The following is a 26,068-nucleotide window of genomic DNA, read 5'->3' as shown; positions in this document are numbered from 1 at the left end:
TTTGAATGCCAGATTTCGCTATTGTTTCTACAGGTTGTTACAGTTGAAAAACAATCATATCTGGAGAAAGATCGCTAAGTTGAACGCCGACAATGTCGATCGAGAGGTTAGAACCGAATTCGATCATCAGGTTACCGTCGCTTTGATCAACAGCTGTTACAAACGGAACCAGTTTTTCTAAACTATCGATCCCTATACCTGCTGTATCGAAGAACAAGCGGTCTTCTCCCGGTGCAAAATCATGAATCCGGAAATGTCCTAAATTATAAAAACCAAACGTATCATTTCCTGGACCGCCGTACAGCTGGTCATGACCATCACCGGCGCGTAATATATCGTCACCGGGACCGCCAAATAATTTATCGGTGCCACCTTGTCCATCCAGATCATCATTACCGGAATCGCCGTCAAGGGTATCGTTACCGTTACCCCCTTTTAGTGTATCGTTTCCATTGTTGCCTTCGAGTTCATCATTACCGAAACCGCCCTGAATGAAGTTGTCCAGTTCATCGCCTATATAGAGAAAATCATCTTCACCGAAGCCGCCTGAACCAAATCCTTCAAATTCGATGCCGTCTATAATTTCAATGATTCCTGATGAACCAATGTTCGGACGGGGTAATATTTCAATTGCCATAATGTGCCTCCATTTAAAGAATATGTTTTAATTTTTATGGGATTGATTTCTGAGATGATTGTTTTGCATTACAATCTCAATCAATAATATAAATAAAAATGAGATTAATTCTCAATAATATCAAAATATAAATAAAATTCAAGTCTTTTAATGATGAACGAGCATGACAGAAACACCTTGCAGCTGGCAAAACAAGCCATTGTTGAAGGTAATTTGAGCGAAGCAGGTCGCTTGCTCAATACATTAAAAAAACAGTTCCCATTGTCTTCCGACGTGGCCAGACTTTGGTGTTCATGGGCAATGCGGACAAACCGTGCAGTGGAGGTCCCACATTATGCAGAAAAAATTTATTTGCAGACCGGAAATGAAGCGCAGAAAGCGCACTGGGCCCATTTACTGGGCACCGCGTATTTTTTCCTACTTGATCTGGAGTCATCGCTAGACTATTTCGGCCGCGCAATGGATCATTTGATAGCATTGGGGCGGGCCGGGAAAGCTCCCGCAGAACGGAAAAGTCACAGAAAACAAGATTCCGGCAATAATGTTTTCACGTCAGGTTATGCTGAGCAACTTTTATGGTCGACCTGTGCCTTGTTGGCTGAACAGAATTTACAGGCATTTCCGTTTGCCGGAACATTGCTGGGACTTGAGCGTGAGGGGAAGCTGCTTGATTTTGACAAGGATATCGACATTGCCATAAAAATGGAATCGTTTGAGTCCTGTTGCCTGAAATTACAAGAAAATGGCTGGTCATATACCCCGATGCGTATCGATTATAGAAACTATCGCGATTACGTGCATGATGAATCCGGTCTAACACTGGATGTCTGTGGGCTTGAGCAACGCAATACGCATCAGATTACCGGCGGGTTTTCCTTGCCGGATTACCCGGATGATTATCAGCGTGTTTCTATTTTTCCGAGTATTGAACTGAAGCAGCGAGCAATTCCGCAAGGGAATATTTGGTATCCCAGGCAGCCGGATCAAATTCTTACGGCGTTTTATGGTGACTGGCGCACGCCGAATCCACTGTGGGATACGGTCATATCCGCCTTGAATCTTGAAAAATTCACATTACTGGTGCGTTGTTATGCCTATCATCGACTGGCCAAACGCTGGTTGTCAGGTGATCTGGTCAGAGCATGGAGTTATGCGCATCAGATCGTGTTAAAGGACCCGGATGATACGCTTGCCTTGCGAAGCCGGCAGTGGCTGGAGCGGATCATGGCGCGTACCGGCAGGGAAATGCCAGTGTGGCCGCAGAATCGACCGCAACGGCGAGTTTTTACCCGCATGGTAGCCGATTTGTTTCATCCGGGCCATGTTAATTTTCTTCAAGCTGCACGGTCTTTGGGTACGCATTTAACGGTCTGTGTGGTTTCGGATCAACGCGTGCTGGAGAATAAGGGAAAATTGCCGGTCATGACGCAAGCCGAACGTGTGGCCGCGGTATCCGCCTGTAAATATGTCGACAGGGTGATTACTGAGAGTCCCGTTAATGCAACGGTGGAATTTATGCGGCAGCACGGGTTTGATATTTATACGTTTGCTAGTGCCAATGAGAAGGAGCGCGTGGGCAAATATCAGCAATGTGCTTTGCTGCCCAAGGAGATGGTGCAGGAACTGGATTACACGCCGGGTATTTCCACGACTGAAATTGTGCGGCGCATTTTAAAGAACGCTGGTCAGTAGTGCTGGATTGGCTATCACCAAAATCAGTGTATTGATTTTGTCCTGTGCTTATTAAGTATATAATAGCCAGTTATTTTGATAGATGCAGTTTTTACTTGAATACGTGCTGTCTTAAAAGCAGAAAGCAATATCGATAAAGTTAATAACAGATAACAACGACACCGAACATGCGACCTATTACTAAATCCAGCAAACTTGCCAACGTATGCTACGATATTCGTGGACCGGTACTAGACCGCGCCCGACGGATGGAAGAGGATGGCCATCATATTATCAAGCTGAATATCGGTAATCCGGCTACATTCGGCTTCGAAGTGCCCGAAGAGATTCTGCAGGATGTCATTCATAATTTATCGGAAGCTTCGGGCTATTGCGATTCTAAAGGTCTTTTTGCTGCACGCAAGGCGATCATGCATTACACTCAGGAAAAGCAGATTCCCAACGTGCAAATGGACGATATTTTTATCGGCAACGGTGTTTCTGAGCTGGTGGTGCTAACCATGCAGGCTTTGCTGGACAACGGTGATGAGGTGCTGATTCCCATGCCCGATTATCCGTTATGGACCGCTGCCGTCGTACTTTCCGGCGGCGTAGCAAAGCATTATGTCTGCGATGAGCAGTCCGACTGGCTGCCTGATCTGGACGATATCCGCTCTAAAATTAATCACAGAACACGTGCCATTGTAATTATTAATCCCAATAATCCGACAGGCGCGCTTTATCCCAAAGAGTTTCTGCTCGAATTGATTGAAATTGCACGTCAGCATCAGTTGATTATTTATTCTGATGAGATTTATGACAAAATTCTCTACGATGACGCAACGCATACATCCATCGCATCACTGGCTGATGACGTGCTGTTTATCACCTTCAACGGTTTATCTAAGAATTACCGTGCAGCCGGTTTTCGATCCGGCTGGGCGATTGTTTCCGGTGAAAAAAGCCATGCGACGGATTATATCGCCGGTTTGAACATGCTGGCATCGATGCGCTTATGTGCCAATGTACCTTCTCAATTCGGCATACAAACCGCGCTGGGCGGTTATCAGAGTATTTATGATCTGACATTACCGACAGGCCGGCTTAAACGGCAGCGTGATGTCGCGTGGGGATTGCTCACTGAGATTCCCGGGGTCAGCTGCTATAAACCGCAGGCCGCTTTATATTTGTTTCCCAGGCTGGATCCAAAAATATATCCTGTGGTGGATGACCAGCAGTTTGTGCTGGATTTGCTGCTGGAAGAAAAAGTATTGCTGGTACAGGGCAGTGGATTTAACTGGATGAATCCGGACCATTTTCGCGTTGTTTTTTTGCCGAATACAGATGATCTGACTGAAGCCGTAGGCAGAATTGCACATTTTCTGCATCGCTATCGTAAACGTCATTCAATCTGATTGTACGTGCGCGCAAATAGCAGTTTACTGTTTAATCGAACCCTCACATTAACATTATTAAATCAATAGAATTTTAAAGAAGCTAAAAATATGAACCCCATAAAAGTTGGTTTACTTGGTATTGGTACCGTAGGTGGCGGCACATATACTGTACTCAAGCGTAACCAGGAAGAAATTACCCGTCGGGCAGGGCGGGGTATTATTGTCAGCATGATTGCAGACCGTGATCTGGAACGTGCACGCGGTTTTGCAGACAGTAGCGTGATTGTGACCGATAATGCACAGGATATCGTTACCCATCCGGATATCGATATCGTAGTCGAGTTGATCGGCGGCACCACCATCGCCAAGGATTTGATTCTGACAGCGATTGCGCAGGGTAAACATGTGGTAACCGCTAATAAAGCACTGCTGGCGAATCATGGTACGGAAATTTTTGCGGCAGCACGGGATAAAGGCGTCATGGTCGCTTTTGAAGCTGCCGTTGCCGGTGGTATTCCCATCATCAAATCATTGCGGGAGAGCCTGACAGCTAACCGGATTGAATGGATTGCCGGTATTATTAACGGTACGGCCAATTTTATCCTGTCGGAAATGCGCGAAAAATCACTGCCATTCGCACCGGTGCTGGATCAGGCGCAGAAACTGGGTTATGCAGAGGCGGATCCGGCCTATGATATCGAAGGTATTGACGCCGCGCATAAAATAACCATTATGTCGGCAATCGCATTCGGCATTCCGGTGCAGTTTGATAAAGCATATATCGAGGGTATCACCAAATTGACGCAAGAAGATATCAGCTATGCTGAAGAACTGGGTTATCGCATCAAGCTGCTGGGTATCACCCGGCGTGTAGAAACGGGAATTGAACTGCGTGTGCATCCTGCGTTGATACCTGCGCGCCGCCTGATCGCCAATGTGGAAGGTGTGATGAATGCTGTCGTGGTTAAGGGCGATGCTGTGGGCGCGACGCTTTATTATGGTGCGGGTGCGGGTGCCGAACCGACTGCCAGTTCGGTGATTGCCGACCTGGTTGATGTGACACGTATGCAGACGGCTGACCCGATGCACCGCGTGCCGACACTTTCCTTCCAGCCGGATTTGTTGTCAGATACACCGGTGCTGCCGATGGAAGCAGTGGAGACAGCCTGTTATCTGAGATTGCAGGTAATCGATAAGCCGGGTGTGCTGGCTGAAATTACGCGCGTATTGGCTGATTTTAATATCTCGATCAGTGCGATGATTCAGAAAGAAACCGGCGGCGAGGGCGATACGGTCAATATCATTATGCTGACACATAAAACCATAGAAAAAAATACCAATGCTGCAATAGCCAAAATTGAATCTCTGCCGGTTGTCAGTGGAAAAGTTACCCGAATCCGTATAGAGGAGTTGAACGGCTAAAAGGGTTGGTGACTTTGTATTCAGTTTTTCGTCTTCAGTGCTTCTATTTCTTTATTTTTTGAATAAACCAGTATGCGTTATATTTCAACCCGCGGCGGCATGCCGCCCAAATCTTTTTCAGAAATTCTGTTAAGCGGTTTATCGCCCGATGGCGGACTTGCTATTCCTGAAACGTATCCTACGATTACGGCAGATGAATTGCAGCAATGGCGCGGGATGAATTATGAATCGCTGGCGTTTGAAATCCTATCGCGTTTTATTGATGATATTCCGGCCGAAGATCTGCGCACGATAATCGCGCGCACCTATACGCGGGAAATATTTGGCAGTGCTGACATTACGCCTCTTAAAACTTTGGCGCCGGACTTTCATATTCTTGCACTGTCCAACGGGCCGACGCTGGCATTCAAGGACATCGCCATGCAGTTGCTCGGCAATCTGTTTGAATATACGCTTGCAAAAACAGGTTCAGAACTCAATATTCTCGGTGCGACTTCAGGCGATACGGGTTCCAGCGCGGAATATGCCATGCGTGGTAAGCATGGTATTCGCGTATTCATGCTGTCCCCGCATGGAAAAATGAGCCGCTTCCAGACAGCACAGATGTTTTCCCTGCAGGATGAAAATATTTTCAATATCGCCATACGCGGTGTGTTTGACGATTGTCAGGACATTGTTAAAGCTGTCAGTAACGACCATACATTTAAACAATCGCATCGTATCGGCACGGTCAATTCTATCAACTGGGCACGTGTGGTCGCGCAGATCGTCTATTATTTCAAAGGCTATTTTGCCGCGACGCAATCCAATGATGAGCAGGTTTCATTTGCGGTGCCATCCGGCAATTTCGGCAATATCTGTGCAGGCCATGTGGCCCGTATGATGGGATTGCCGATTAAACAGCTTATTTTGGCAACCAATGAAAACGATGTACTCGATGAATTTTTCAGAACCGGTGTCTATCGACCGCGCGCAACCAGTGAAACAAAACATACCAGCAGTCCGTCGATGGATATCTCCAAGGCGTCCAATTTTGAGCGTTTTATTTTTGACCTGACTGGCAGAGATGCGAACAAAGTGGTTGAATTATGGTCCGCTGTCGACAAGGGACGGGCTTTTGATTTATCCAGAACGCCGTTATTTGAAAAGATTAAGGAATTCGGCTTTGTATCCGGCAACAGCAACCACGCCGCGCGTATTGCAACCATTCGGGAAGTTTACCAAAAATATCAGATACTGGTCGATACCCATACCGCTGACGGATTGAAAGTGGGGCAGGCCTTGCGCGATAAAGACATCCCGCTCATTTGCATGGAAACCGCGCAACCCGCCAAATTCTCTGAAAGCATACAGGAGGCTATCGGACAGGAACCCCCGCGTCCAGCAGGTTTTAAGAGTCTGGAAGACCTGCCGCAACGATTTGTGGTTAAGGATGCGGATGTTGAAGCTGTTAAAGCGTATATCGTGGAGGAAGCGGGTGGGTAATTGTTGTCTGCATTAAATGCTATAAATCAATCGAATCTTTTTTCGGGTTTCGCTGGTTTTTCCATTGGTTTTTTCAATCGAGTCTGACCCTGCTGCGTGCAGCTTTAGGATATTTCAATTTAACAAAAAAGCGTTTGTTTTTCCTATCCACGAACATCTCGTTGTTGTCTTTTAGGGTCAAGCACAAGACAGCAGATGATGTTCCGCGCGAAAGATGCTGTGTAACATCGCGAAATCCTTCCCATCCATTGCAATAATTGAATTAATCATTTCAAGTTTCTGTTTATTCAACTTCACGTCGTCTTCTGCTTTTATTGTTGTGACCTAATTGTTGTTAATGTTGCTGGTGCTATCCGTAGCGAATAAATAATCAATCGTAATATCAAAAAATTGTGCAATTTTAGGCAAATATTCACGCTTTGGCTTTGCCTCCCCGTATATCTATTGACTAATTGCTTGCGGCGATACACCGCAAAAAACAGCCAAATCCATTTGCGTGGCGTTATTCTTTTTATACAGCAGGTCGGATATTATCCTGCCTAGTTTGCTCTTCATTGCTCTAACTATCTATATATAGGGTTTTCTGAATGGCCACAGGGAATTGTCTAAATACTAATCATTATTTATATATAAGCTTTATTACTTAAATTATAGTTATCTTTTTTAAGATGCTACATCTATTCTATAGATGAAATTTTACTCCAAATACCTGTAAATGCTTGAAAGTTATAGTAGGATTTTTAAGTCTATGTATTAATGATAAAAACATAAGATATTGTTCCTTTTTTCCACCCATTAAAAATGACATCCAGTCAGTTTATTAACGATCTTAAATTTTCGGATTAACGTTGTATTTCTTACGCCAATTGACATCCCTCAACATAATTTTGTGTGAAAAGGCTTGGTGTTATGGGTGAATAGAACAGTGCTATGGTCGCGGAGTGTTGCGATTATCAGCAGATCATTTGGACGAATGAATTCCCTTAATACCCGTGATCGACACGGTTGAGACATGCCTCATGTGCGTATCTGTGATCAAAAGAGAGACTAATCAATAGCATGCAGCAATGTATAAGATGACACAGATTAATCTAAACTTGGCAGTTATGATTTGCGTCAATAGAGATCCAGCTTTGACCATCACGGTATAAATGCTATGTACTTGACTGATGCCGATTATTAGGCGGAAGATATACAAAAAACAGTGCTGAGTTAGACTCACGAATCCGTCGTACTGATTGCTGGGGACAGTTACTATGGTTTTCTCAAAGCTGACAGGGTGTACCCGATCTGTATTAAACGCAAAGTAAACGTTATCAAACCAGTATGCGGTCAGCACGATGAGCGTGAATCAGCAGGCGATCAGGTGAATATCCGGTTCGATAGTTCTGAGCATATGCTCAATACCGCGTAAGGTTCCGGTTATTGAGCTTGGACATGTTCCGCACGCACCTTGATAATGAATTTTAAGTATATTGCCTTCCAGTCCGAGGATGTGCAAATCTCCACCATCACTTCGCAGATAGGGGCGTACTTCTTCGTCAAGCATGACATTGATTCGTTCAAGCCGCTGCTGATCTTCAGGGCTTAACTGGGAGAGCACGTCATTGGCAGATGAAACAGTTTCTGCGGTCTGTTCGCTTGCTGCGGGTGCTGCGCGGATCGGATCGGCCACTTCGCGTGCCAGGTCCTGCCAGTTAGCTTCTCCGTCCTGGGTGACGGTTACCCAGTGGTCAATGTAAAAAACATTCGTGACATGATCAATATCAAACAAGGCAGATGCCAGCGGGTCATCTTTGGCAGCGTCTGCATTGTCATAAGAACGTGCAATTCCCCAGGTCAATGGTTCCTTGAGAATAAATTTCAAGGCATTTTTGTTAGGTGTCCCTTCAATATCAGCAATTTTTGGCATAATGTTTAAACGTACTGCTTGGGATATTATGTTATGGTATTTGTTTGGTTTGAATATAAATCAGATTAAGAATTAGCCTGGCGATTGAGCGCTTCCGGATGGGATGCGGCATTTTGCACAGGATCATTGTCTGCTTCTGTAGAAACACTGGATAAGGCATTCAATGCGGCATGTAAAGTATGCCAGGGCAGGATTGCGCATTTAACACGTGTTGGCAGATCTCTTATGCCGGAGAAAACAGTTAAATGTCCCAAATGGTGCGGGTGGTTGAGGTCACGCTCTCCCATTGCCATTTCACGAAATTCCTGAATCAGGGTTTCAGCATCGGAGCGGGTTTTTCCCTTGACTGCAGCTGTCATCATTGAAGCCGAAGCTTTACATATGGCACATGATTCTCCTTGAAAAGCAATATTGTTAATCTGTCCATTTTCAAGATTCAAGGCAATATCCAGTCGATCACCACATAAAGGATTGTGTCCGACGGCATGATGGCTGGGGTGATCAAGGACACCGTAATTACGGGGTTTTCGGTTGTGATCAAGTATAACTTCCTGATAAAGTGATTTTGTATTCATCATAAAAAAACCTTTTGTACCATCCGGATGCCTGTTATCAGAGCATCCACTTCAGTTTTATTGTTGTAGAAGGCAAATGAGGCGCGTGATGTTGCGGGTACGTTGAAACGTTGCATTACAGGCTGCGCACAGTGGTGTCCGGTACGAATGGCAACGCCGTCTTCGTTCAACAGTGTGCCAATGTCATGTGGATGGATGCCGTCCAATGTGAAAGAAATCACAGCAGTTTTATGTGCAGCGGTTCCAATAATGCTTGCACCTTTGATTTCATTTATCTGTTCGGTTGCATAATTCAGTAAATCCAGCTCGTAAGCGGCAATCTGATCCATACCGACTGAACATAGATAATCAATCGCCGCGCCAAAACCGATTGCGGCGGCAATTGGGGGTGTGCCTGCTTCAAATTTGTGCGGGATGTCGGCATATGTGGTTTCTTCGAAAGTAACCGAGGCGATCATGTCACCCCCGCCTTTATATGGTTGCATGGCTTCGAGCAGTGCTGCTTTACCGTAAAGCATGCCGATCCCGGTTGGGCCGCATAGTTTGTGTGCGGAAAAAACGTAAAAGTCACAATCGAGGTCCTGCACATCGACGGTCATATGCGGTGTGGCCTGTGCGCCGTCAATCAGAACGGGTACGTTTTGTTGATGCGCATAAGCGATCATTTGCTTAACCGGATTGATGGTGCCCAGTGCATTGGAGACATGAATCAGGCTGACAAATTTGGTACGTTCGTTAAAAAGTTTTTCATAAGCATCGATATCAAGCTCACCGGCATCATTAATGGGAACAACACGAATGACCGCACCTTTTTCCTTGGCAAGCATTTGCCAGGGTACAATGTTGGAATGATGTTCAAGCGTGGTCAGGATAATTTCATCACCGGCTTCGATAAATTTACGGCCATAACCATGCATCACCAGATTGATCGAGTCTGTCGTGCCACTGGTAAAGATGATTTCCCTATCTTCTTGTGCGTTGACAAACTGTTGCACTCTGCGGCGCGCATGTTCGTATTCCAGGGTGGCCACTTCCGAAAGGTAATGTACGGCCCGGTTAATATTGGCATGCTGCGCAGTCTGGTAACGCACAAGCCGGTCTATGACCTGCTGAGGCATTTGACTGGAAGCGGCATTATCCAAATAAACAAGTGGCTTGTTACCGACCTTAATATCCAAAATCGGAAAATCAGCGCGAATTTTATCCGTATCCAGAATGGTATTTATTCTGGGTGTTACTTTAGCTAATGTAGCGTTTGCGGAGACCATGGTTTAGCGGCTACTCTGTGTTTGGTTAAGTACGATCTGCTCCAGCGAATGCTTCAGTGACGCCAGCGGAATACGATTGAGTATTTCTGCACCGAATGCATAGGTAAGCAGGTTGCGCGCTGCTAATTCAGACAAGCCGCGGCTTTTTAGATAGAAAATTTCTTCATTGTCTAACTGACCCACCGTAGCGCCATGTGCACATTTGACGTCATCGGCAAAAATTTCGAGTTGTGGCTTGGTATCTATTTGCGCAGTTCCACTGAGCAGTAGATTGCGGCTCGACTGGGAGGAATCCGTTCGTTGAGCGCCCGGACGTACAATAATATTGCCATTAAAAACGGCATGCGCCGCATCATCGGCGATGCATTTGTGCTGTTGTCGACTGGTGCAGTTGGGTTTTATGTGATCAATGCAGGAATGCGTATCAGCCAATTGTCCATCGGTAATGATCGTCAGGCCGTCAATAGCGCATTCACCGGTTTCGGCTTTAAATCCGACATCCAGGTTGTGGCGCGAAATTTGCGCACCAAATGATACATTAACCGCTTGGTAGCGACTGGCGTGATCGAGAGAAACCGCGCAATTGGCTAAGTGATAAGCATCGGTATTTTCACGTTGTATACGGATATGTTGGACCTGTGCGTTGGGGGCAAGATAACATTCTGTTACTGAATTGGTGACATATGCATCATTTTGTAATGAAACATAATCTTCAATCAGTGTAACTTGGCTGTTGGCTTCCCCGACAATCAGACAGCGCGGGTAATTGGTTGTCTCTTTTTGTGTGGCAATGAACAGCAGGTGAACAGGTGCGGCAGCAACAGCGTTTTTAGGCACAATAATTACTGCACCGTCGTGTACAAATGCGGTATTCAATGCCGTGAAAATATTATCATGGTACTGTGCATGTTGCGCCAGATGGGATGCCACCAGAGACGCATGGCTTTCTATCAGCGATGGTAAATTGCCTATAATAAGCTGTTCTTTATCGGTAATACCTGAGAATTCAGGTGCAAAAAATCCATCTATAAAAACTAAACGGTTATTTGTTTCTTCAATGAAAAAAGACTGAATGTCCGATAATTTCAGCGTGTGTAAGGCCTGGGCGGGTTTAAACGGTAATTTCGCCAATGGTGAAATATCGGTAAATCGCCATGCTTCGTCTTTTATAGTCGGCAGTCTTAGCTGACCAGCCCGGTCAATAGCCTGTTTGCGCAATTGCTTTAGCCATGCTGATTGATTATTTGCGGGTGCACCCAGCGATGAAATACCTTCGGATTGAATAGATAATGACTTGAGCAGACACTCGAGATAGTCATTGCTGACTAATTCGCTCATGCGGATACTCCTGCATTATTTTGCTGATGAGAATGAAGCCAGTCATAACCATGTTTCTCCAGCTCCAGCGCCAGTTCTTTCCCACCTGTTTTGATAATACGTCCCGATTCCATGACATGGACATAGTCCGGCACAATATGATCAAGCAGCCGTTGATAATGCGTGATCATAATCATGGCATTATCTTTGTTACTAAGATGATTGACGCCCTTGGCAACTATTTTTAGCGCGTCTATGTCCAGACCTGAATCGGTTTCATCAAGAATGCCGAGCTTAGGTTCAAGCAATGCCATTTGCAGAATTTCGTTACGTTTTTTCTCTCCGCCGGAAAATCCTTCATTTACGCTGCGATCAAGAAAATCGGGATTCATTTCCAGCAGCTTCATTTTCTCACGTACAAAATCATCAAATTCAAGCGGATCAAGCTCTTCATTCCCGCGTTTGGACTGTACAGTATTATATGCAAGGCGTAAAAACTGATTATTTGCCACGCCGGGGATTTCAATCGGATATTGAAATGCTAGAAATATGCCCGCCTGTGCGCGTTCTTCCGAATTCATTGCCAGCAAATCTTGTTGTTCGAATTGAACATTGCCTTGTGTAACCGTGTAGTCGGGGTGACCTGCCAATACTTTGGCGAAAGTACTCTTTCCAGAACCATTTAAGCCCATAATAGCGTGTATTTCGCCGCTCTTGACCGTAAGATTGATTCCTTTAAGTATTTCAGTGCCATCGGTGTTGGCATGCAGGTTTTTTACATTGAGAATTGTTTGACTATTTTGATTGATCATCCGACACTGCCCTCTAATTTGAAACTCAACAGTTTTGTGGCTTCTACTGCAAATTCCATCGGTAACTGTTGAAATACTTCTTTACAAAATCCATTTACAATCATCGATACTGCTTCTTCAGCATCAATGCCGCGCTGCGCGAAGTAAAATAATTGATCTTCGCCGATCTTTGATGTCGAAGCTTCGTGTTCTACTTTGGCACTGTTATTACGTACCTGAATATATGGAAAAGTGTGTGCACCGCTCTGGTCGCCGACTAACATGGAATCGCATTGAGAAAAATTACGTGCATTGTCGGCTGTAGGATTGATACGAACAAGCCCACGATAACTGCTATTTGATCTGCCGGCAGAGATACCTTTGCTAACAATTGTGCTGCGGGTGTTTTTCCCGAGATGGATCATTTTAGTTCCGGTATCCGCTTGTTGAAGATGATTGGTGACTGCTACGGAATAAAATTCACCCACAGAATTATCGCCACGCAAAATGCAAGAAGGATATTTCCAGGTAATGGCCGAACCGGTTTCAACCTGTGTCCATGAAATTCTGGAATTGACGCCTTTTGCAAGACCGCGCTTAGTGACAAAATTATAAATACCGCCAATACCATTCTCATCACCGGCATACCAGTTTTGCACGGTGGAGTATTTGATATCCGCATTATCAAGCGCGATGAGTTCAACAACCGCAGCATGCAGTTGATTGGTGTCAAATTGAGGCGCGGTACAGCCCTCGAGATACGACACTGATGCACCTTCTTCGGCGATGACGAGAGTACGCTCGAATTGACCGGATCCCTCTGTATTGATGCGAAAATAGGTGGATAAATCCATCGGGCATTTAACCCCTTTTGGAATATAACAAAAAGAGCCATCCGTAAATACAGCTGAATTCAGTGCTGCAAAAAAATTATCACCTACGGGCACGACGGTACCGAGGTATTGCTTAATTAATTCAGGATGCTTTTGCACCGCTTCTGATATAGAGCAAAAGATAATGCCGACTTCGGCAAGTTTTTCTTTATAGGTTGTTGCAACAGACACGCTGTCGAACACCACATCAACAGCTACACCTGCAAGTGCTGCACGTTCATGCATGGGCACACCCAATTTTTCAAATGTACGTATTAATTCAGGGTCGACTTCATCCATGCTGGACAGCTTTTCCTTGGGTTTTGGAGCAGCATAATAACTGATCGACTGAAAATCGATTTTTGGATAATGGACATTTTGCCAGTCTGGTTCTGACATGGTAAGCCATTTTTGATAAGCCCTCAGACGAAAATCCAGAAGCCATTCAGGCTCGTTCTTCTTGGCCGAAATTAAATGAATCGTCTCCTCACTGAGCCCTTTAGGGGCAACTTCCGATTCAATGTCTGTGACGAAGCCATGTTTGTATGGTTGATTAACCAGATTTTGTAATACAGCGCTCATTGAGTTTGTCCCTTTGTTTATAGTTTCTTCACGTTTGAGGCTTTGTAGATGTTTATTTGCTGTAATAACAGAATATGTTAATTATTTATTAACTTATTGCTCTATCTATACTTTTGCAGATTCCTTTAAATTGAAACTTTCGCCGCAACCGCAGGTGTTATCAATATTAGGATTGTTCAATTTAAAATAACTGCTAAGACCTTCTTGTACAAAATCAATTTGTGATCCATTAAGAAATGGCAGATCACTTGTATCTATTACAACCTTCGTGTCGTGTGATGTATATAATTGGTCATCATTTCTGATTTCATCAGCAAAGTCATAGGTATAAGAAAAGCCAGAACAGCCAGATTTTTTTATGCCTATGCGCAGTGCAATACCATTGCCGCGTTTGGTAATCTGTTGTTGGATTTGCCTGGCAGCATTTTCAGTAAGTGTAATTGTCATAATATTTCAACATTATTTCTATTTATCATTAATAAAAAAGTCTTACACACAATGTATTAATTAACCTTAACGAATAATTATTTTATTCCTGGTTTAGGCTAGAACTGATGTTCAGTCTTGCAAAATTTTTGACATGCTTTTATTCAAATTGTTCTATCACAATCATTAGCATGCCAATTAAGCTTAATTACCCGTAATAAGTAGCAATGCTGAAATAAGTTATAAATGGGCGCTTACTTATATACTAAGCAGCGGTTGTGCTGCGCATATCAAAAATGGGCATGACTTCATGTTCTTTTTGCAGTTTTTTCTGATCTTCGACCAGTTCCTGAAGTGTGACCGCCCCAAGATAATCGAAAATCAGATCATTGAGTTTTGCCCACAAATCATGTGTCATGCATTTGCTATCGTTATGGCAGTTTTCTTTGCCACCGCACTGTGTTGCATCTATAGGCTCGTCAACAGCAAGTATGATATCTGCAATCGAAACTTGCTCAAGTTCTTTGGCGAGACAGTAACCGCCACCCGGACCACGCACACTGTCAACAAGTTCCGATTGCCGTAGTTTGGCAAATAATTGTTCGAGATAGGACAACGATATTTTTTGACGCTGGCTGATATCAGCCAGTGTTACTGGGCTGCTGCTTTGCTGCATGGCGAGATCTAAAAGTGCTGTTACCGCAAATCTGCCTTTCGTAGTAAGTCTCATGTTGATTGCTCCTTAGTAAATTTTAGCTGAAATAAAAAAAGCACCACTCAAAGTAAGGAATACTTGATTATTTTTGTCAACTATACAATTCCTGATTGAATTAGTCAACTATATTTTGTAGCACAAACAACCACATTTTGTAGAGCGGGTAACTACAATCAGATTGATAATCATTTTCAGGGATATTGCGGATCTGAAATAAATATCTGTTATTAAATAGTTAGATTTGCGTTATCTAACTTGTGGATGAATATATAAATAAACTTCTATACGATCACTTTGTAAGTTACAAGCATATTTCAATGAGCATTTCTGGGAATTTGGGATAAGTTCGGTCGAGATAAACTAAGCGCGTTTATATAAACGCGCTTAGTTTAGTGGCACTGTTATTTACAATGCGTTGAGTGAGGATAAAAAAGGAAGCGCACTGCGCGTCTATAGATGATTACTATCACCAAGGCGCTTGTCTAGAGCGCGTTTTACATAGTAGTTAAGATGACGCGTCTGGTTCTTCTTTCTTTCTGAGCGCAATCATTCTTGTAAACATGGGCGCACATATGATTCCAAACAATATCCCGATCCATGCCATGCCGGAGAACGGGATATTTTCGTTGAAAAAGTCTGTAACTTGTTTGGTAATTGTATCCTTGTCTTTACCGGTATCATCATCTTTATCAGCTACTTTGGGCAGATCTTCAGTTTCGTATTTATCATTTAAGACATAAGGCGTTAATCCAGGAATGCTGGTTAAGTCTTCACCACCGTTGCCTACAACGAGTTGTGCTTTCATACCTTTTTCCATGTGCTGGGCAATATCACAATGAACCAGATACGTTTCATCGCCTGCCGGAACAATCATGGTGCCGGAAATTTTCCTGGGGCCGGTAGATTCAAGATGAAACATCCCCAGATGGTATAAATATCGTGGCAAGCCATGCATCATGAATTGGTGGCGGATATTATCTTCGTTGATAAAATGCCAGGTAATTTTAGAACAAGGCTTGACGCGCCATTCCTGATTGTCAAATGCGAATGTGGTGCCAGGAAATTTTTTGGCAAATTTAGTCCCTGCACGGACAGTTATCTCAATTTCTTCTGAAATGCTGGTGCAGCTACTGGGAAGTTTGTCAAAATTCTGTCCCATAATCATGCTGCCCTCATGATCCATGATGTGGCCATCATCGTGATGGTGGTGATGGTCGCCATGGTGACCTGTATGCGTTTCACCATCTCCATGCAGCTCAGAATGATCGCCCGGAGCATCCATCATATGATCATCGCCATGTGCCATGCCGCTGTGATCATGGGCGTCATGATCGTGAGCGCTATGATCCATATCATGTCCTGTATGGTCAGTATGGTCAGTATGGTCAGCATGGTCGCTGTGATCACCATGATCATGATCTTTATCATTCATGTCATGATCACTATGATCATGTTCTGTGCTTTGGTGGCTGCTTTGATCGGTAGTTTCCTGTGCAAGTGCGTAAGAACTCAACGCTATCATGCCCAATAGCAGAATGAAAAAATGCTTAGTCATTAGCTTTGCTCCCTTTTAAGCCTTTAAGCCTGGATATTGCGCTTGTCATAGCTGCTTTAGCTTGCTGTCGTCTGGCGATAACTAAATAAATCAGTATTCCAACAAGGAATCCGCTGACCAGGTTCAGCATGGTTGTTCGGGTCTCAGAGTCCATGCCTGACCGCACACCTGCTGCACCTAAACTGCTGGTTTGGTCCAGATCCTGCCATATTGGTATTCTTCTCTGATAATATTCTTTGGTGAAGAAGACTGATAGATCAATACCATGTGCCACTTTGGGCAGACCCAACTCATTGAGATAGGATTTATAAGCAATCATACTCATGCTGCCGCCTTCACTCATGCCGTCCGTAGTTATTCCCTTTTCACGATGATCATGAAAAAGCCATGCACCTTCACCATAATTATGCAAGCCATCATTAGTCGTGTTTAATGTTAGATCCAGGCGCTGGGCAGGAGCCATATCAAATACATCGCGCGTAATTTGTGCTGCTGGATTGTGTTCTACCCCGTCGTAATGCGTAATCGTTGCCTTGTGACCATGCGTGTGTATTGCCACCATTTCTCCGCCACTGTTGAGCATTCTCAGTTTTATTTTTTGGTTTGGCTCGGCAATGATCATGGATTCCCTTAAGGTGTAGGGAAATGACAATCCATTCAGAGTAAAGTAATCTTCTGTAGAATCTGTCAGATCGTATCGCCGGTTCATATCACGTGCGATCAATCGGGGGTCGTTGTATTTCTGTATAATTTCATGCAATTCCTTATCCATTGCATGGTACTGCAGATCATATTCCTGATCGAATTGTTCTTTTATCGCTACAGACGGATGCCGGACTTTGCCACCGCCGACATTTAATGTCTGCAACCAGTTATTAGGCCGGTTTTCCTCCACAATAATCATACCGGCTAATCCCATCGCCAAATGCGTATGGGTTTGTACGTGACAGTGATAAAACATGGTGCCTGGTTGGCGCGGCTGAATTTCATAAACGCGCCTTTCGCCGGGCATCAGATTTATTTCACTGGTTTGTGGCACGCCGTCATTTCCATATTTTCCTCCGTTATATTCATGATGAGAGAAAGGATGGTCGACGCCATGCAGATGAATGGTATGAGGGAAGTAATGTGTGTTTTCCAGCACTATTTGAACAATGTCACCAACTTCAACCCGAATGACTGGAGAGGGTAGCCGTAATAATGAATTAGCGCGGAGACTTTCAAAGTTTTCTGTTGACATTCCGCTTGTCTTGGGAGCAAATACCCATGCACCAGGCTGTATGCCTGGCGCAATATCGAATGTAGGAATAACACCCTCAAAATCGGGCGTACGGCCATTGAGTTCAATAATTTCAAGCTTAATGGTGATGCGGTCAGGGTCGCCATCACCATCAATATCATCTGTTTTAATAATGGCATCCGGCGATAGACCGCTTTTCATCAAGGTGTCCATGGAGACATTATTGGTACCTTTAACAACTGCTGCGATTAAATGGGGATTATCCGGACTGCATTGTTCTGATGCTTCAATTTTAACTCCCTCAATAACCTGGGCTTTCCGCCATGATGGAGAAATTTTAGGGTCACACATAGGTTCAAATTCTAATGCCGCAGGATCGACTTTAACAGTAGCAGGCAATTTTAAAGACGCCTGAGTGTTGACTGCAAAAAATATACTGCTGAAAGCCAGAATGGCAATAAAATAACGTATAGGCATTTCAACGCACCTTTCAATTTATCTTAAATTTAAATGTTTTAGTTCTGTTTACATTGATCTTAATTGACTACCATAAACTCGGATGTGTTTCTGTGTAAGCTTCCAGAAAATACAGAAAATAAAATGGCACAACCAAAAACAGAATTAATAGGATTTCCTCATTGTTGAGGTTTTATTAAAATACAGTTTTAATCTATATCAATTACACTACATAGATTTGATATCTTGTCCAATTACGAAGTTCACGAGTATTCATAATGTTTTTATTAGATTTAACAAAAGAAGATTATTTATGACATTATACAGAACCCCATTAGGCTTATGTGGTCATTTCTGTTGAATTCACTCAATTTCACCTTTTGAACGCATAACGTATTTGAACTGATTTCGAGTTATGTGAATCCTTACTGCTAATCACTATTCATGAAAAAAACTTTCGTATCAAATCTGTTTTTATTTTTTCAATTTTTTTTGGTTGCTTGCAGCAGTAATGCACCTATTGATAACAATAAAACGTCAACTGAAGAGCTTACGGTTGGTGTATTGCAGGTGCAACCTGTCATCATGCGCATCAGTGCGGAAACAGTCGCGCAAACGGAAGGCGCAAAAGAAATTGATATCCGGCCAAGAGTGGGTGGAATCGTGCTAAAGCGTTATTATCATGAGGGTATGGCGGTTAAGGCAGGACAGCCATTGTATCTGATTGATCCGGAGCCGTTTCAGAAGACTCTGGCCGAGGTGCGGGCGGCGTTTCTGGAGCAAAGCATTCGTGTTATGCAAGCAAATACTGAAAAGGCGCGCCAGGAAAAGCTGGTTGCAGAGAATTTTGTCAGTAAGCGATCCTATGATAACGCTGTGGCCGATCTGAGGATAACCGAAGCTGCCTTGCACGCGTTAAAAGCGCGTGTAGAACAGGCTGAACTGGATGTATCCTACACGACAGTTAAAGCACCGATTGACGGCATTACCGGCCGCTCACAGATATCGGAAGGAGTGTTGGTTGCGGCAAATACCAGTGTGTTAACAACGATGATGCAAGTGTCACCCATCTGGGTGCGTTTCAGTTTTTCTGACAATGAACTCGTTCGTTTCAATGGGCGGTTAAATGAGGACAATGTCGAAGAAGTTATCCTTATTTTCCCGGATGGCTCCGAGTATCCTCTCAGCGGCAAAATTAATTTTGCTGCAAGCGAGATAGATCCGCTCATCGGTACGCAGCAACTTAGGGCAACTTTTGAAAATCCCGATCATCGTTTATTGCCAGGTCAATTTGTACGCGTGCGTGTGGTTGCGGGTGAAACTGATCAGGTTTTTTTGTTACCACAGGTGGCAGTCATGACTTCCGATCTGGGCAGATATGTTTATGTGGTTGATGAAAAAAATATTGTCACGAAACGCAGAATAACTGTTGGTGAGTGGGTCGGTAAGGATTGGATAATTTTAGACGGTTTGCAGTCAGGAGATAAAGTTGTGATTAATAATCTCATTCGGCTCAGTCCTGATATGTCAGTCAATCCCGAGTTGATGGACGCTTCTGAAGTTTTGTCTCTCAGATCCTGATTTAAAAATTATAAAACATAGTCAAAATCGATTTTAAGACAAAATGACGAAATTTTTCATTACACGCCCCATATTCGCGTCAGTATTATCCATAATTATTGTGCTAGCCGGTATTGCAGCAGCCGTTCAATTGCCGATCGCACAATATCCACAAATTACACCACCAGTGGTGCAGGTGACTGCCACTTTTCCAGGCGCCAGTGCGGAAACGCTGATTAAAACAGTAGCAGCGCCAATTGAGGAACAACTCAGTGGCGTTGATGACTTGTTATATTTTAATTCGAGTGCGGATTCGAGTGGACGGTTAACCATTACCGTCACGTTCGAAATTGGTACTGATATTGATCTGGCCACATTCAATATCAGTAATCGGGTGAATATTGCTTTGCCGCGTCTACCCGATGAAGTCAGGCGATCTGGTATTACCATACAAAAGCGCGCCAATGATTTATTGCTTGTGTTTGCGGTAACTTCAGAGAATAAGGAACATACCCCTTTATTTTTAAGTAATTATATTACCAATCATTTTTTGGATGAACTGAAACGTACTGGTGGGGTTGGTGAAGCGCGCATTTTCGGAGCACAGGATTATTCAATGCGCATATGGCTGCAGCCTGACAAAATGGCGCAGCTCGGTATTACTACAAGTGATATTGCTGTGGCGATTCGGGCACAAAATGCGCAATATGCGGCGGGAAAGATTGGGCAGGAACCGGCAGTTGCTGATCAGCAACTGGTTTACACGGTTACCGCTAAAGGCAGACTGTCAGAGTCCGAAGATTTCGGCAATATTATTCTGCGGGCCGACGGATCACGCGGGGTGTTATATTTAAAGGATGTCGCGCGTATTGAACTGGGGGCACAGGAATATAATATTCAAACCGTTCTGAATGGCGAACCGGGTGTCGGGATCGGTATTTTTCTGCAGACAGGCGCCAATGCATTGGATACGGCCGCGGCTATCAAATCTAAAATGCAGGAATTGCAGCATTTTTTTCCGGAAGGTATGCAGTATGTACTTCCGTATGACACCAGTGATTTCGTAAAAGAATCAATCTGGGAAGTTGTTAAAACGCTTGTTGAAGCCATGGTGCTGGTTGTACTGGTCGTTTACCTTTTTCTGCAAAGCTGGCGTGCGACCATTATTCCAATCATCGCTGTACCGATTTCGCTAATAGGCACATTTGCGGGATTATGGCTGCTGGGTTATTCAATTAACACCATGACGCTGTTTGCCATGGTGCTTTCCATTGGTATTGTTGTGGATGATGCCATTGTTGTGCTGGAAAATATCGAGCGATTGATTTCTGAAGAAAAACTGTCGCCTGTTAACGCAGCGATCAAAGCCATGCAGCAGGTATCGAGTGCGGTGGTTGCCATGACGCTTGTCCTGGTGGCGGTTTTCGTACCAGTTGCGTTTCTTGGAGGTATGGCCGGAGAACTGTACCGTCAATTCGCGGTGACAGTAGCTGTAGCAGGCGTGATTTCAGGGATAGTCGCACTTACGTTGACACCCACACTTTGTGCCATTTTACTCAAGTCTGCTCAACAGCATGCCGCCTTTTTTCAATGGTTCAACCGCGGGTTTAACCATATGAGAAACTTTTATGTCAGCATGGTTGGTGCCGCAATTAGAAATGTTGCCGTTAGTGTACTGATTTTTTTAGCTTTCATTGGCGGGGTAAGCTATTTGTTGAAAATCATTCCAGGCAGCCTTGTGCCGCCGGAAGACCAGGGTTATGTAATTGCAGCCGTTATTCTTCCAGACAGCGCCGCGTTACCACGCACAATTGCAACGACCGATGCTATTCGCACCGAAATTGCAAAAAACCCGGACGTGGCCTTCCAATTTGCTGTGAGTGGCTTGGATTTCATTGGCGGCGGCAATAAAACAAACGTATCTACTGTTTTCACAAGAATGACTGACTGGTCGGAACGCGAGACAACCGCAGATGATCTGGTAGACGAATTGTTTCAGATTGGTGCGCAGCAGTCGGATGGCTTGGCTATCGCGTTTAATCCGCCTGCAATCCGTGGATTGGGCAGTACGGGTGGGTTTGAACTTTACGTGCAAAGCCGTACAAACCCCGATCCGAGGCAATTGGCGAAAGTAGTGGATGATTTTATGCAAGCATTAAAGCAAGAACCCAGGCTGGCATCTGTCAATACATTTTACCGCTCTACAGTGCCGCAGTTTTTTGTGTCAGTGGATGAAGCCAAAGCAATGTCACAGGGTGTCGCTATTGCCGATATATATGAAACATTGCAAAGTACGATGGGATCATTGTATGTGAATGATTTTAATCGCGCCGGACGCACATACCGTGTGCAATTACAGGCTGAAGCCGCTTACCGCATGAAACCGGAGGATATCGGTAAAGTGTATGTGCGTTCAAGTGCGGGATTGATGGTGCCGCTTTCTGCGCTAGCGCAAATAAAACATGTCATTGGTGCAGAGCAATTGGAACGTTTTAATGGATTGCTGTCGGCGAAACTCATTGGAGACGGAGTGCCCGGTTTAAGTTCGGGTGAAGCAATTGAACTGGTTGAACAGGTTGCTACTGAGGTTTTGCCGGATGGTTATCAAATCGCATGGACGGGCAAAGCCTTTCAAGAAAAAAGAACCGGCGCTGCAGCGGTTTTTGCGTTTAGTCTGGCCATTATTATGGTTTTTTTAATTCTGGCCGCTCAGTTTGAAACCTGGGCATTGCCGCTGGCGGTTATTATGGCCGTTCCTTTTGCTTCGGCAGGTGCATTGATCGCGGTGTTGATACGTGAAATGCCCAATGATATTTATTTTCAGATCGGCATGGTGACATTAATCGGATTGGCAGCCAAGAATGCGATTTTACTGGTTGAATTTGCCAATCAAAAAATGAAAGAGGGTATGGATGCGAAGCGTGCAGCTATGGAATCCGCTCTGTTGCGATTTCGTCCTATCGTAATGACTTCCATGGCGTTTATTCTGGGTGTAGTACCTTTAGTGATTGCGACAGGCGCGGGTTCCGCCGCACGCCAGTCGATGGGGACAGGTGTTTTTGGCGGCATGATTCTGGCTGCATTTGTTGCGACTATTTTTGTGCCATTGTTTTTCTCATGGTTTGTGTCAAAACATACCATGCCACCTTCAAAAATGCGATGGAGAAAGGTTGAGTCTTCAGATGCGTCTTGTCTGTCCTATAAGTCCGCAGGGCCGGGGATAGCCAATAGAGCCTGAATGCTTCTGAACACATGTAGTAATGTGCAATATATAAGTATCTTCATTCAGGGCGTTCAGTTAAAATTTTATTATGAACATAAATATAAAAATAACTGCGCTGGATAAAAAGCTGATACGGTCTTTAGGTAATTGTAATATCATTCTGGTAGGAATGATGGGCGCAGGAAAAACTACAATCGGTAAAGCATTAGCGAATTATACGGGGAAGCGGTTTTTTGATTGTGATCATGAAATCCAGGAACGAACTGGTGTCAAAATCCCGATTATTTTTGAAATTGAAGGAGAAGCCGGTTTTCGCAAGCGCGAATCGCAAGTGCTGCAAGAACTGGTCAGGAAAAACAATATCATCCTGGCCACGGGCGGGGGCGCAGTGCTCAGTGTTGAGAATCGCAGATTGTTAAAACAGCATGGAACTGTCGTTTATCTACGGGCATCCGTCAATGATTTGTATCGTCGCACACGTTACGATAAAAATCGGCCATTACTGCAAACAAATGATTTACGTGGCAAATTAGTTGAACTCTTTGAACAGCGCGACAAGTTTTATCAGGAAACAGCACATATTATTATAGACACCGGTAAGCAAAATATACGCTCTCTGATAAAAGACCTAACAAAACGTTTAACTTCTTTTGAAACAACTCACTCTACTTATACACAGAATCTTATGCGAACCATTACGGTCGACTTTTCATCAGCTTCCGAGGCACGAAATTATCCAATTCATATAGGTAATAGCATTTTAAACCAGGCTGATTTAATCGTATCCTGTCTGCAGCAAAAACATGTGGCTATCGTCAGTAACACTACAGTAGCGCCGCTTTACCTGAATAAATTACGTTCTGCGCTGGAAGAAAAAGGCGTGCGCTCTTTTCCTATTATCCTTCCAGACGGTGAGGCCTATAAAAACTGGGAAACCTTGAACCTTATTTTTGATGCGCTGCTAAACAATCATTGCGAGCGTACCACAACCATTTTAGCATTAGGGGGTGGTGTAATCGGTGATTTGACCGGATTTGCGGCCGCTACCTATTTGCGTGGCGTGCCTTTTATTCAGATACCGACTACGTTGCTGGCGCAGGTGGATTCTTCCGTTGGCGGAAAAACCGGCATTAATCACGCGCTGGGTAAAAACATGATTGGTGCTTTCTACCAACCGCGTATGGTACTGGCTGACAGCGCGACACTGGATACATTGCCCGACCGTGAATTACGCGCAGGTCTTGCTGAAATAATTAAATACGGGTTGATTCGTGATCCCGCTTTTTTTGAATGGCTGGAACAGAATATGCAACGATTGCTAGCACGTGATCCGGTGGTGTTGAATGAAGCTATTCAACGCAGTTGCGAAAACAAAGCCGAAATTGTTGCGGCAGATGAAAAAGAAAGTGGTGTTCGCGCATTATTGAATCTGGGACATACTTTTGGTCACGCGATTGAAAATGGCATGGGTTATGGTGTCTGGTTACACGGCGAGGCAGTAGCAGCGGGTACAATAATGGCGGCAGAGCTGTCCAGACGTATGAAATTAATCAACGAAGCGGATGTTATGCGTATTCGCAAGATTTTTGTACAGGCTGAGTTGCCTGTTACTGCCCCCAGATTTTCACCGGAAAAATATCTGGAACTGATGGCGCTCGACAAAAAAGTGTCTGCCGGGAAGACGCGCTTTATTTTATTAAATCGTATCGGTGAAGCGGTCATGCGTGCAGACATTCCTTCTTCCCTTATTATCGATACGTTGACTGCCTGTATGACGCATGAATAAACATGAATACCTGGCGTCTTATGCTGTTTGCGAAACAAATACCCGTGGCCGGTTAGTCAAAGAAGAGTCGCCAACAGGGCGGAGTGAGTTTCAGCGAGACCGTGACCGCATTATCCACTCAAAAGCTTTTCGGCGCCTGGAATATAAAACACAAGTGTTCGTTAATCATGAAGGCGATCTGTTTCGTACGCGACTGACCCATAGCCTTGAAGTGGCCCAAATAGGGCGTTCAATTGCACGTAATCTGCGATTGAATGAGGATCTGGTTGAGGCGATTACCTTAGCACATGATCTGGGCCACACGCCATTCGGTCATGCCGGTCAGGATGCATTAAATGCGTGTATGAAGGACTATGGTGGTTTTGAACATAATCTTCAATCTCTGCGCGTGGTGGACCTGCTCGAAGAGCGCTACGCTGCATTTGATGGGTTGAATCTGTGTTTTGAAACCCGAGAAGGGATTTTGAAGCATGCTTCTAAAAAAAACGCCCGTCAATTGGGCGATGTTGGTGAACGTTTTCTTTCGAATAGGCGGCCATCGCTAGAAGCGCAGTTGGCCAATTTTGCCGATGAAATCGCTTACAATAATCATGATGTCGATGATGGCTTGCGCTCCGGCTTGATTTCCCTGGAGCAGTTGCAGGATGTAGACATTTTCTCCCGTCATTTGGCAGCCGTCAGAGAAAAATATCCTGATCTTGTGGGGCGGCGGCTGATTCATGAAACCATACGCTGTATGATTAATACCCTGGCAACTGACCTGACAGTACAGAGTACTCAAAATATTGAAAATGCACAGATTAGAGACTTGTCTGCTGTGCATCATGCGCCGCCGCTGATAGGTTTCAGCAACCAAATCAAAAAAGAGCAGCAGGCACTCAAAAAATTTCTGTTTGAAAATTTGTATCTGCATTACCGCGTCATGCGAATGAGCAACAAGGCATCGCATATCATCAGAAAATTATTTGACGCTTTCAGCAATAATGTTCGCCTGCTTCCAGTGAAATATCAACAGAAATTCGAACATGAAAATTATCAGGCAATTGCAGATTACATTGCTGGTATGACAGACCGCTACGCAATCAGAGAATATCAACGTTTGTTCGCTATCACACAGGATTAGCGGGCCGTTGAATAATGTTTTTATTTTTCTGTTTTGTATCTTCCGTTGTTCACCT

The 26,068-nt window shown here is 44.3% G+C and carries 19 protein-coding genes and 1 pseudogene; 9 read left to right on the top strand and 11 right to left on the bottom strand.

Translation table 11 applies throughout. From position 1 onward, the window contains the following. Positions 1 to 37: 37 nt before the first annotated feature. Positions 38 to 637 carry a calcium-binding protein gene (locus tag C8R11_RS08840; RefSeq protein WP_090696837.1) on the bottom strand — a complete coding sequence of 200 codons (600 nt, stop codon included), beginning with the start codon at positions 635 to 637 and terminating at the stop codon, positions 38 to 40. Positions 638 to 787: 150 nt separating this feature from the next. Between C8R11_RS08840 and C8R11_RS08835 the strand changes: the two genes are divergently transcribed. From C8R11_RS08835 to thrC, 4 genes are all read left to right on the top strand, one after another. Then, positions 788 to 2,329: an FAD synthase family protein gene (locus tag C8R11_RS08835; protein ID WP_244907614.1), complete on the top strand. Its 1,542-nt coding sequence runs from the start codon at positions 788 to 790 to the stop codon at positions 2,327 to 2,329. A 167-nt stretch (positions 2,330 to 2,496) separates the two neighbouring features. After that, positions 2,497 to 3,723 carry a pyridoxal phosphate-dependent aminotransferase gene (locus C8R11_RS08830; protein WP_107795382.1) on the top strand — a complete coding sequence of 409 codons (1,227 nt, stop codon included), beginning with the start codon at positions 2,497 to 2,499 and terminating at the stop codon, positions 3,721 to 3,723. A 90-nt stretch (positions 3,724 to 3,813) separates the two neighbouring features. Continuing rightward, the gene (locus tag C8R11_RS08825; protein WP_107795381.1) at positions 3,814 to 5,127 is read left to right on the top strand and encodes a homoserine dehydrogenase; all 1,314 of its coding nucleotides are present in this window, start codon (positions 3,814 to 3,816) and stop codon (positions 5,125 to 5,127) included. A gap of 72 nt (positions 5,128 to 5,199) precedes the next feature. Continuing rightward, a complete protein-coding gene (thrC, locus tag C8R11_RS08820; protein WP_107795380.1) occupies positions 5,200 to 6,612 on the top strand; it encodes a threonine synthase in 1,413 nt (470 codons plus the stop codon). 1,351 nt (positions 6,613 to 7,963) lie between these two features. On the opposite strand, the gene C8R11_RS08815 is transcribed toward thrC, so the two are convergent. The 10 genes from C8R11_RS08815 to C8R11_RS08770 form a co-directional block, all read right to left on the bottom strand. Next, positions 7,964 to 8,524, bottom strand: coding sequence for a NifU family protein (locus C8R11_RS08815; RefSeq protein WP_107795379.1), 561 nt, complete (start codon positions 8,522 to 8,524; stop codon positions 7,964 to 7,966). A gap of 65 nt (positions 8,525 to 8,589) precedes the next feature. Then, positions 8,590 to 9,102, bottom strand: a complete 513-nt coding sequence (gene sufU / locus C8R11_RS08810; RefSeq protein ID WP_425320579.1) for a Fe-S cluster assembly sulfur transfer protein SufU — start codon at positions 9,100 to 9,102, stop codon at positions 8,590 to 8,592. Next, positions 9,099 to 10,367 (bottom strand): cysteine desulfurase, encoded by a 1,269-nt coding sequence (locus C8R11_RS08805; RefSeq protein WP_107795378.1) that lies wholly within the window; start codon positions 10,365 to 10,367, stop codon positions 9,099 to 9,101. The genes sufU and C8R11_RS08805 overlap by 4 nt, the downstream gene beginning before the upstream one ends. A 3-nt stretch (positions 10,368 to 10,370) precedes the next feature. Beyond that, positions 10,371 to 11,705 (bottom strand): Fe-S cluster assembly protein SufD, encoded by a 1,335-nt coding sequence (gene sufD, locus C8R11_RS08800; protein ID WP_107795377.1) that lies wholly within the window; start codon positions 11,703 to 11,705, stop codon positions 10,371 to 10,373. Continuing rightward, the gene (gene sufC / locus C8R11_RS08795) at positions 11,702 to 12,496 is read right to left on the bottom strand and encodes a Fe-S cluster assembly ATPase SufC (protein ID WP_107795376.1); all 795 of its coding nucleotides are present in this window, start codon (positions 12,494 to 12,496) and stop codon (positions 11,702 to 11,704) included. Before sufC ends, sufD begins: the two co-directional genes overlap by 4 nt. Next, positions 12,493 to 13,929 (bottom strand): Fe-S cluster assembly protein SufB, encoded by a 1,437-nt coding sequence (sufB, locus tag C8R11_RS08790; protein WP_107795375.1) that lies wholly within the window; start codon positions 13,927 to 13,929, stop codon positions 12,493 to 12,495. The genes sufC and sufB overlap by 4 nt, the downstream gene beginning before the upstream one ends. Positions 13,930 to 14,034: 105 nt before the next feature. Next, complete coding sequence (locus tag C8R11_RS08785) at positions 14,035 to 14,376, bottom strand: HesB/IscA family protein (protein ID WP_107795374.1); 342 nt, start codon at positions 14,374 to 14,376, stop codon at positions 14,035 to 14,037. A gap of 244 nt (positions 14,377 to 14,620) precedes the next feature. Beyond that, a complete protein-coding gene (iscR, locus tag C8R11_RS08780; protein WP_090696859.1) occupies positions 14,621 to 15,085 on the bottom strand; it encodes a Fe-S cluster assembly transcriptional regulator IscR in 465 nt (154 codons plus the stop codon). A gap of 490 nt (positions 15,086 to 15,575) precedes the next feature. Next, positions 15,576 to 16,625, bottom strand: a complete 1,050-nt coding sequence (locus tag C8R11_RS08775; RefSeq protein WP_107795373.1) for a copper oxidase — start codon at positions 16,623 to 16,625, stop codon at positions 15,576 to 15,578. Continuing rightward, entirely contained in the window at positions 16,618 to 18,342 is a 1,725-nt protein-coding gene (locus tag C8R11_RS08770; RefSeq protein ID WP_107795372.1) for a multicopper oxidase domain-containing protein, read from the bottom strand. The genes C8R11_RS08775 and C8R11_RS08770 overlap by 8 nt, the downstream gene beginning before the upstream one ends. A 423-nt stretch (positions 18,343 to 18,765) precedes the next feature. Here C8R11_RS08770 and C8R11_RS08765 point away from each other — a divergent pair, with 423 nt between their 5' ends. From C8R11_RS08765 to C8R11_RS08750, 5 genes and pseudogenes are all read left to right on the top strand, one after another. Beyond that, positions 18,766 to 19,902, top strand: a complete 1,137-nt coding sequence (locus C8R11_RS08765) for an efflux RND transporter periplasmic adaptor subunit (RefSeq protein WP_107795371.1) — start codon at positions 18,766 to 18,768, stop codon at positions 19,900 to 19,902. Positions 19,903 to 19,945: 43 nt separating this feature from the next. Then, the gene (locus tag C8R11_RS08760; protein ID WP_107795370.1) at positions 19,946 to 23,119 is read left to right on the top strand and encodes an efflux RND transporter permease subunit; all 3,174 of its coding nucleotides are present in this window, start codon (positions 19,946 to 19,948) and stop codon (positions 23,117 to 23,119) included. Positions 23,120 to 23,192: 73 nt separating this feature from the next. After that, positions 23,193 to 23,687: pseudogene (locus tag C8R11_RS16970) on the top strand (shikimate kinase); the annotation flags it as partial. 102 nt (positions 23,688 to 23,789) lie between these two features. Next, entirely contained in the window at positions 23,790 to 24,890 is a 1,101-nt protein-coding gene (gene aroB / locus C8R11_RS08755; protein WP_280142041.1) for a 3-dehydroquinate synthase, read from the top strand. Then, entirely contained in the window at positions 24,883 to 26,013 is a 1,131-nt protein-coding gene (locus C8R11_RS08750; protein WP_090696869.1) for a deoxyguanosinetriphosphate triphosphohydrolase, read from the top strand. Before aroB ends, C8R11_RS08750 begins: the two co-directional genes overlap by 8 nt. Positions 26,014 to 26,068: the final 55 nt, after the last annotated feature.

This window comes from Nitrosomonas aestuarii (genome assembly GCF_003046585.1).
Lineage (GTDB): Bacteria > Pseudomonadota > Gammaproteobacteria > Burkholderiales > Nitrosomonadaceae > Nitrosomonas > Nitrosomonas aestuarii.
Note: the sequence above shows the minus strand (reverse complement) of the source record. Positions and strands in the feature narration are given on the sequence as shown.

Coding starts and splice junctions, on each gene's coding strand:
- C8R11_RS08840 (WP_090696837.1), bottom strand. CDS start 637: ATGGCAATTGAAATATTACCCCGTCCGAACATTGGTTCATCAGGAATC.
- C8R11_RS08835 (WP_244907614.1), top strand. CDS start 788: ATGATGAACGAGCATGACAGAAACACCTTGCAGCTGGCAAAACAAGCC.
- C8R11_RS08830 (WP_107795382.1), top strand. CDS start 2,497: ATGCGACCTATTACTAAATCCAGCAAACTTGCCAACGTATGCTACGAT.
- C8R11_RS08825 (WP_107795381.1), top strand. CDS start 3,814: ATGAACCCCATAAAAGTTGGTTTACTTGGTATTGGTACCGTAGGTGGC.
- thrC (WP_107795380.1), top strand. CDS start 5,200: ATGCGTTATATTTCAACCCGCGGCGGCATGCCGCCCAAATCTTTTTCA.
- C8R11_RS08815 (WP_107795379.1), bottom strand. CDS start 8,524: ATGCCAAAAATTGCTGATATTGAAGGGACACCTAACAAAAATGCCTTG.
- sufU (WP_425320579.1), bottom strand. CDS start 9,102: ATGATGAATACAAAATCACTTTATCAGGAAGTTATACTTGATCACAAC.
- C8R11_RS08805 (WP_107795378.1), bottom strand. CDS start 10,367: ATGGTCTCCGCAAACGCTACATTAGCTAAAGTAACACCCAGAATAAAT.
- sufD (WP_107795377.1), bottom strand. CDS start 11,705: ATGAGCGAATTAGTCAGCAATGACTATCTCGAGTGTCTGCTCAAGTCA.
- sufC (WP_107795376.1), bottom strand. CDS start 12,496: ATGATCAATCAAAATAGTCAAACAATTCTCAATGTAAAAAACCTGCAT.
- sufB (WP_107795375.1), bottom strand. CDS start 13,929: ATGAGCGCTGTATTACAAAATCTGGTTAATCAACCATACAAACATGGC.
- C8R11_RS08785 (WP_107795374.1), bottom strand. CDS start 14,376: ATGACAATTACACTTACTGAAAATGCTGCCAGGCAAATCCAACAACAG.
- iscR (WP_090696859.1), bottom strand. CDS start 15,085: ATGAGACTTACTACGAAAGGCAGATTTGCGGTAACAGCACTTTTAGAT.
- C8R11_RS08775 (WP_107795373.1), bottom strand. CDS start 16,625: ATGACTAAGCATTTTTTCATTCTGCTATTGGGCATGATAGCGTTGAGT.
- C8R11_RS08770 (WP_107795372.1), bottom strand. CDS start 18,342: ATGCCTATACGTTATTTTATTGCCATTCTGGCTTTCAGCAGTATATTT.
- C8R11_RS08765 (WP_107795371.1), top strand. CDS start 18,766: ATGAAAAAAACTTTCGTATCAAATCTGTTTTTATTTTTTCAATTTTTT.
- C8R11_RS08760 (WP_107795370.1), top strand. CDS start 19,946: ATGACGAAATTTTTCATTACACGCCCCATATTCGCGTCAGTATTATCC.
- aroB (WP_280142041.1), top strand. CDS start 23,790: ATGCGAACCATTACGGTCGACTTTTCATCAGCTTCCGAGGCACGAAAT.
- C8R11_RS08750 (WP_090696869.1), top strand. CDS start 24,883: ATGAATAAACATGAATACCTGGCGTCTTATGCTGTTTGCGAAACAAAT.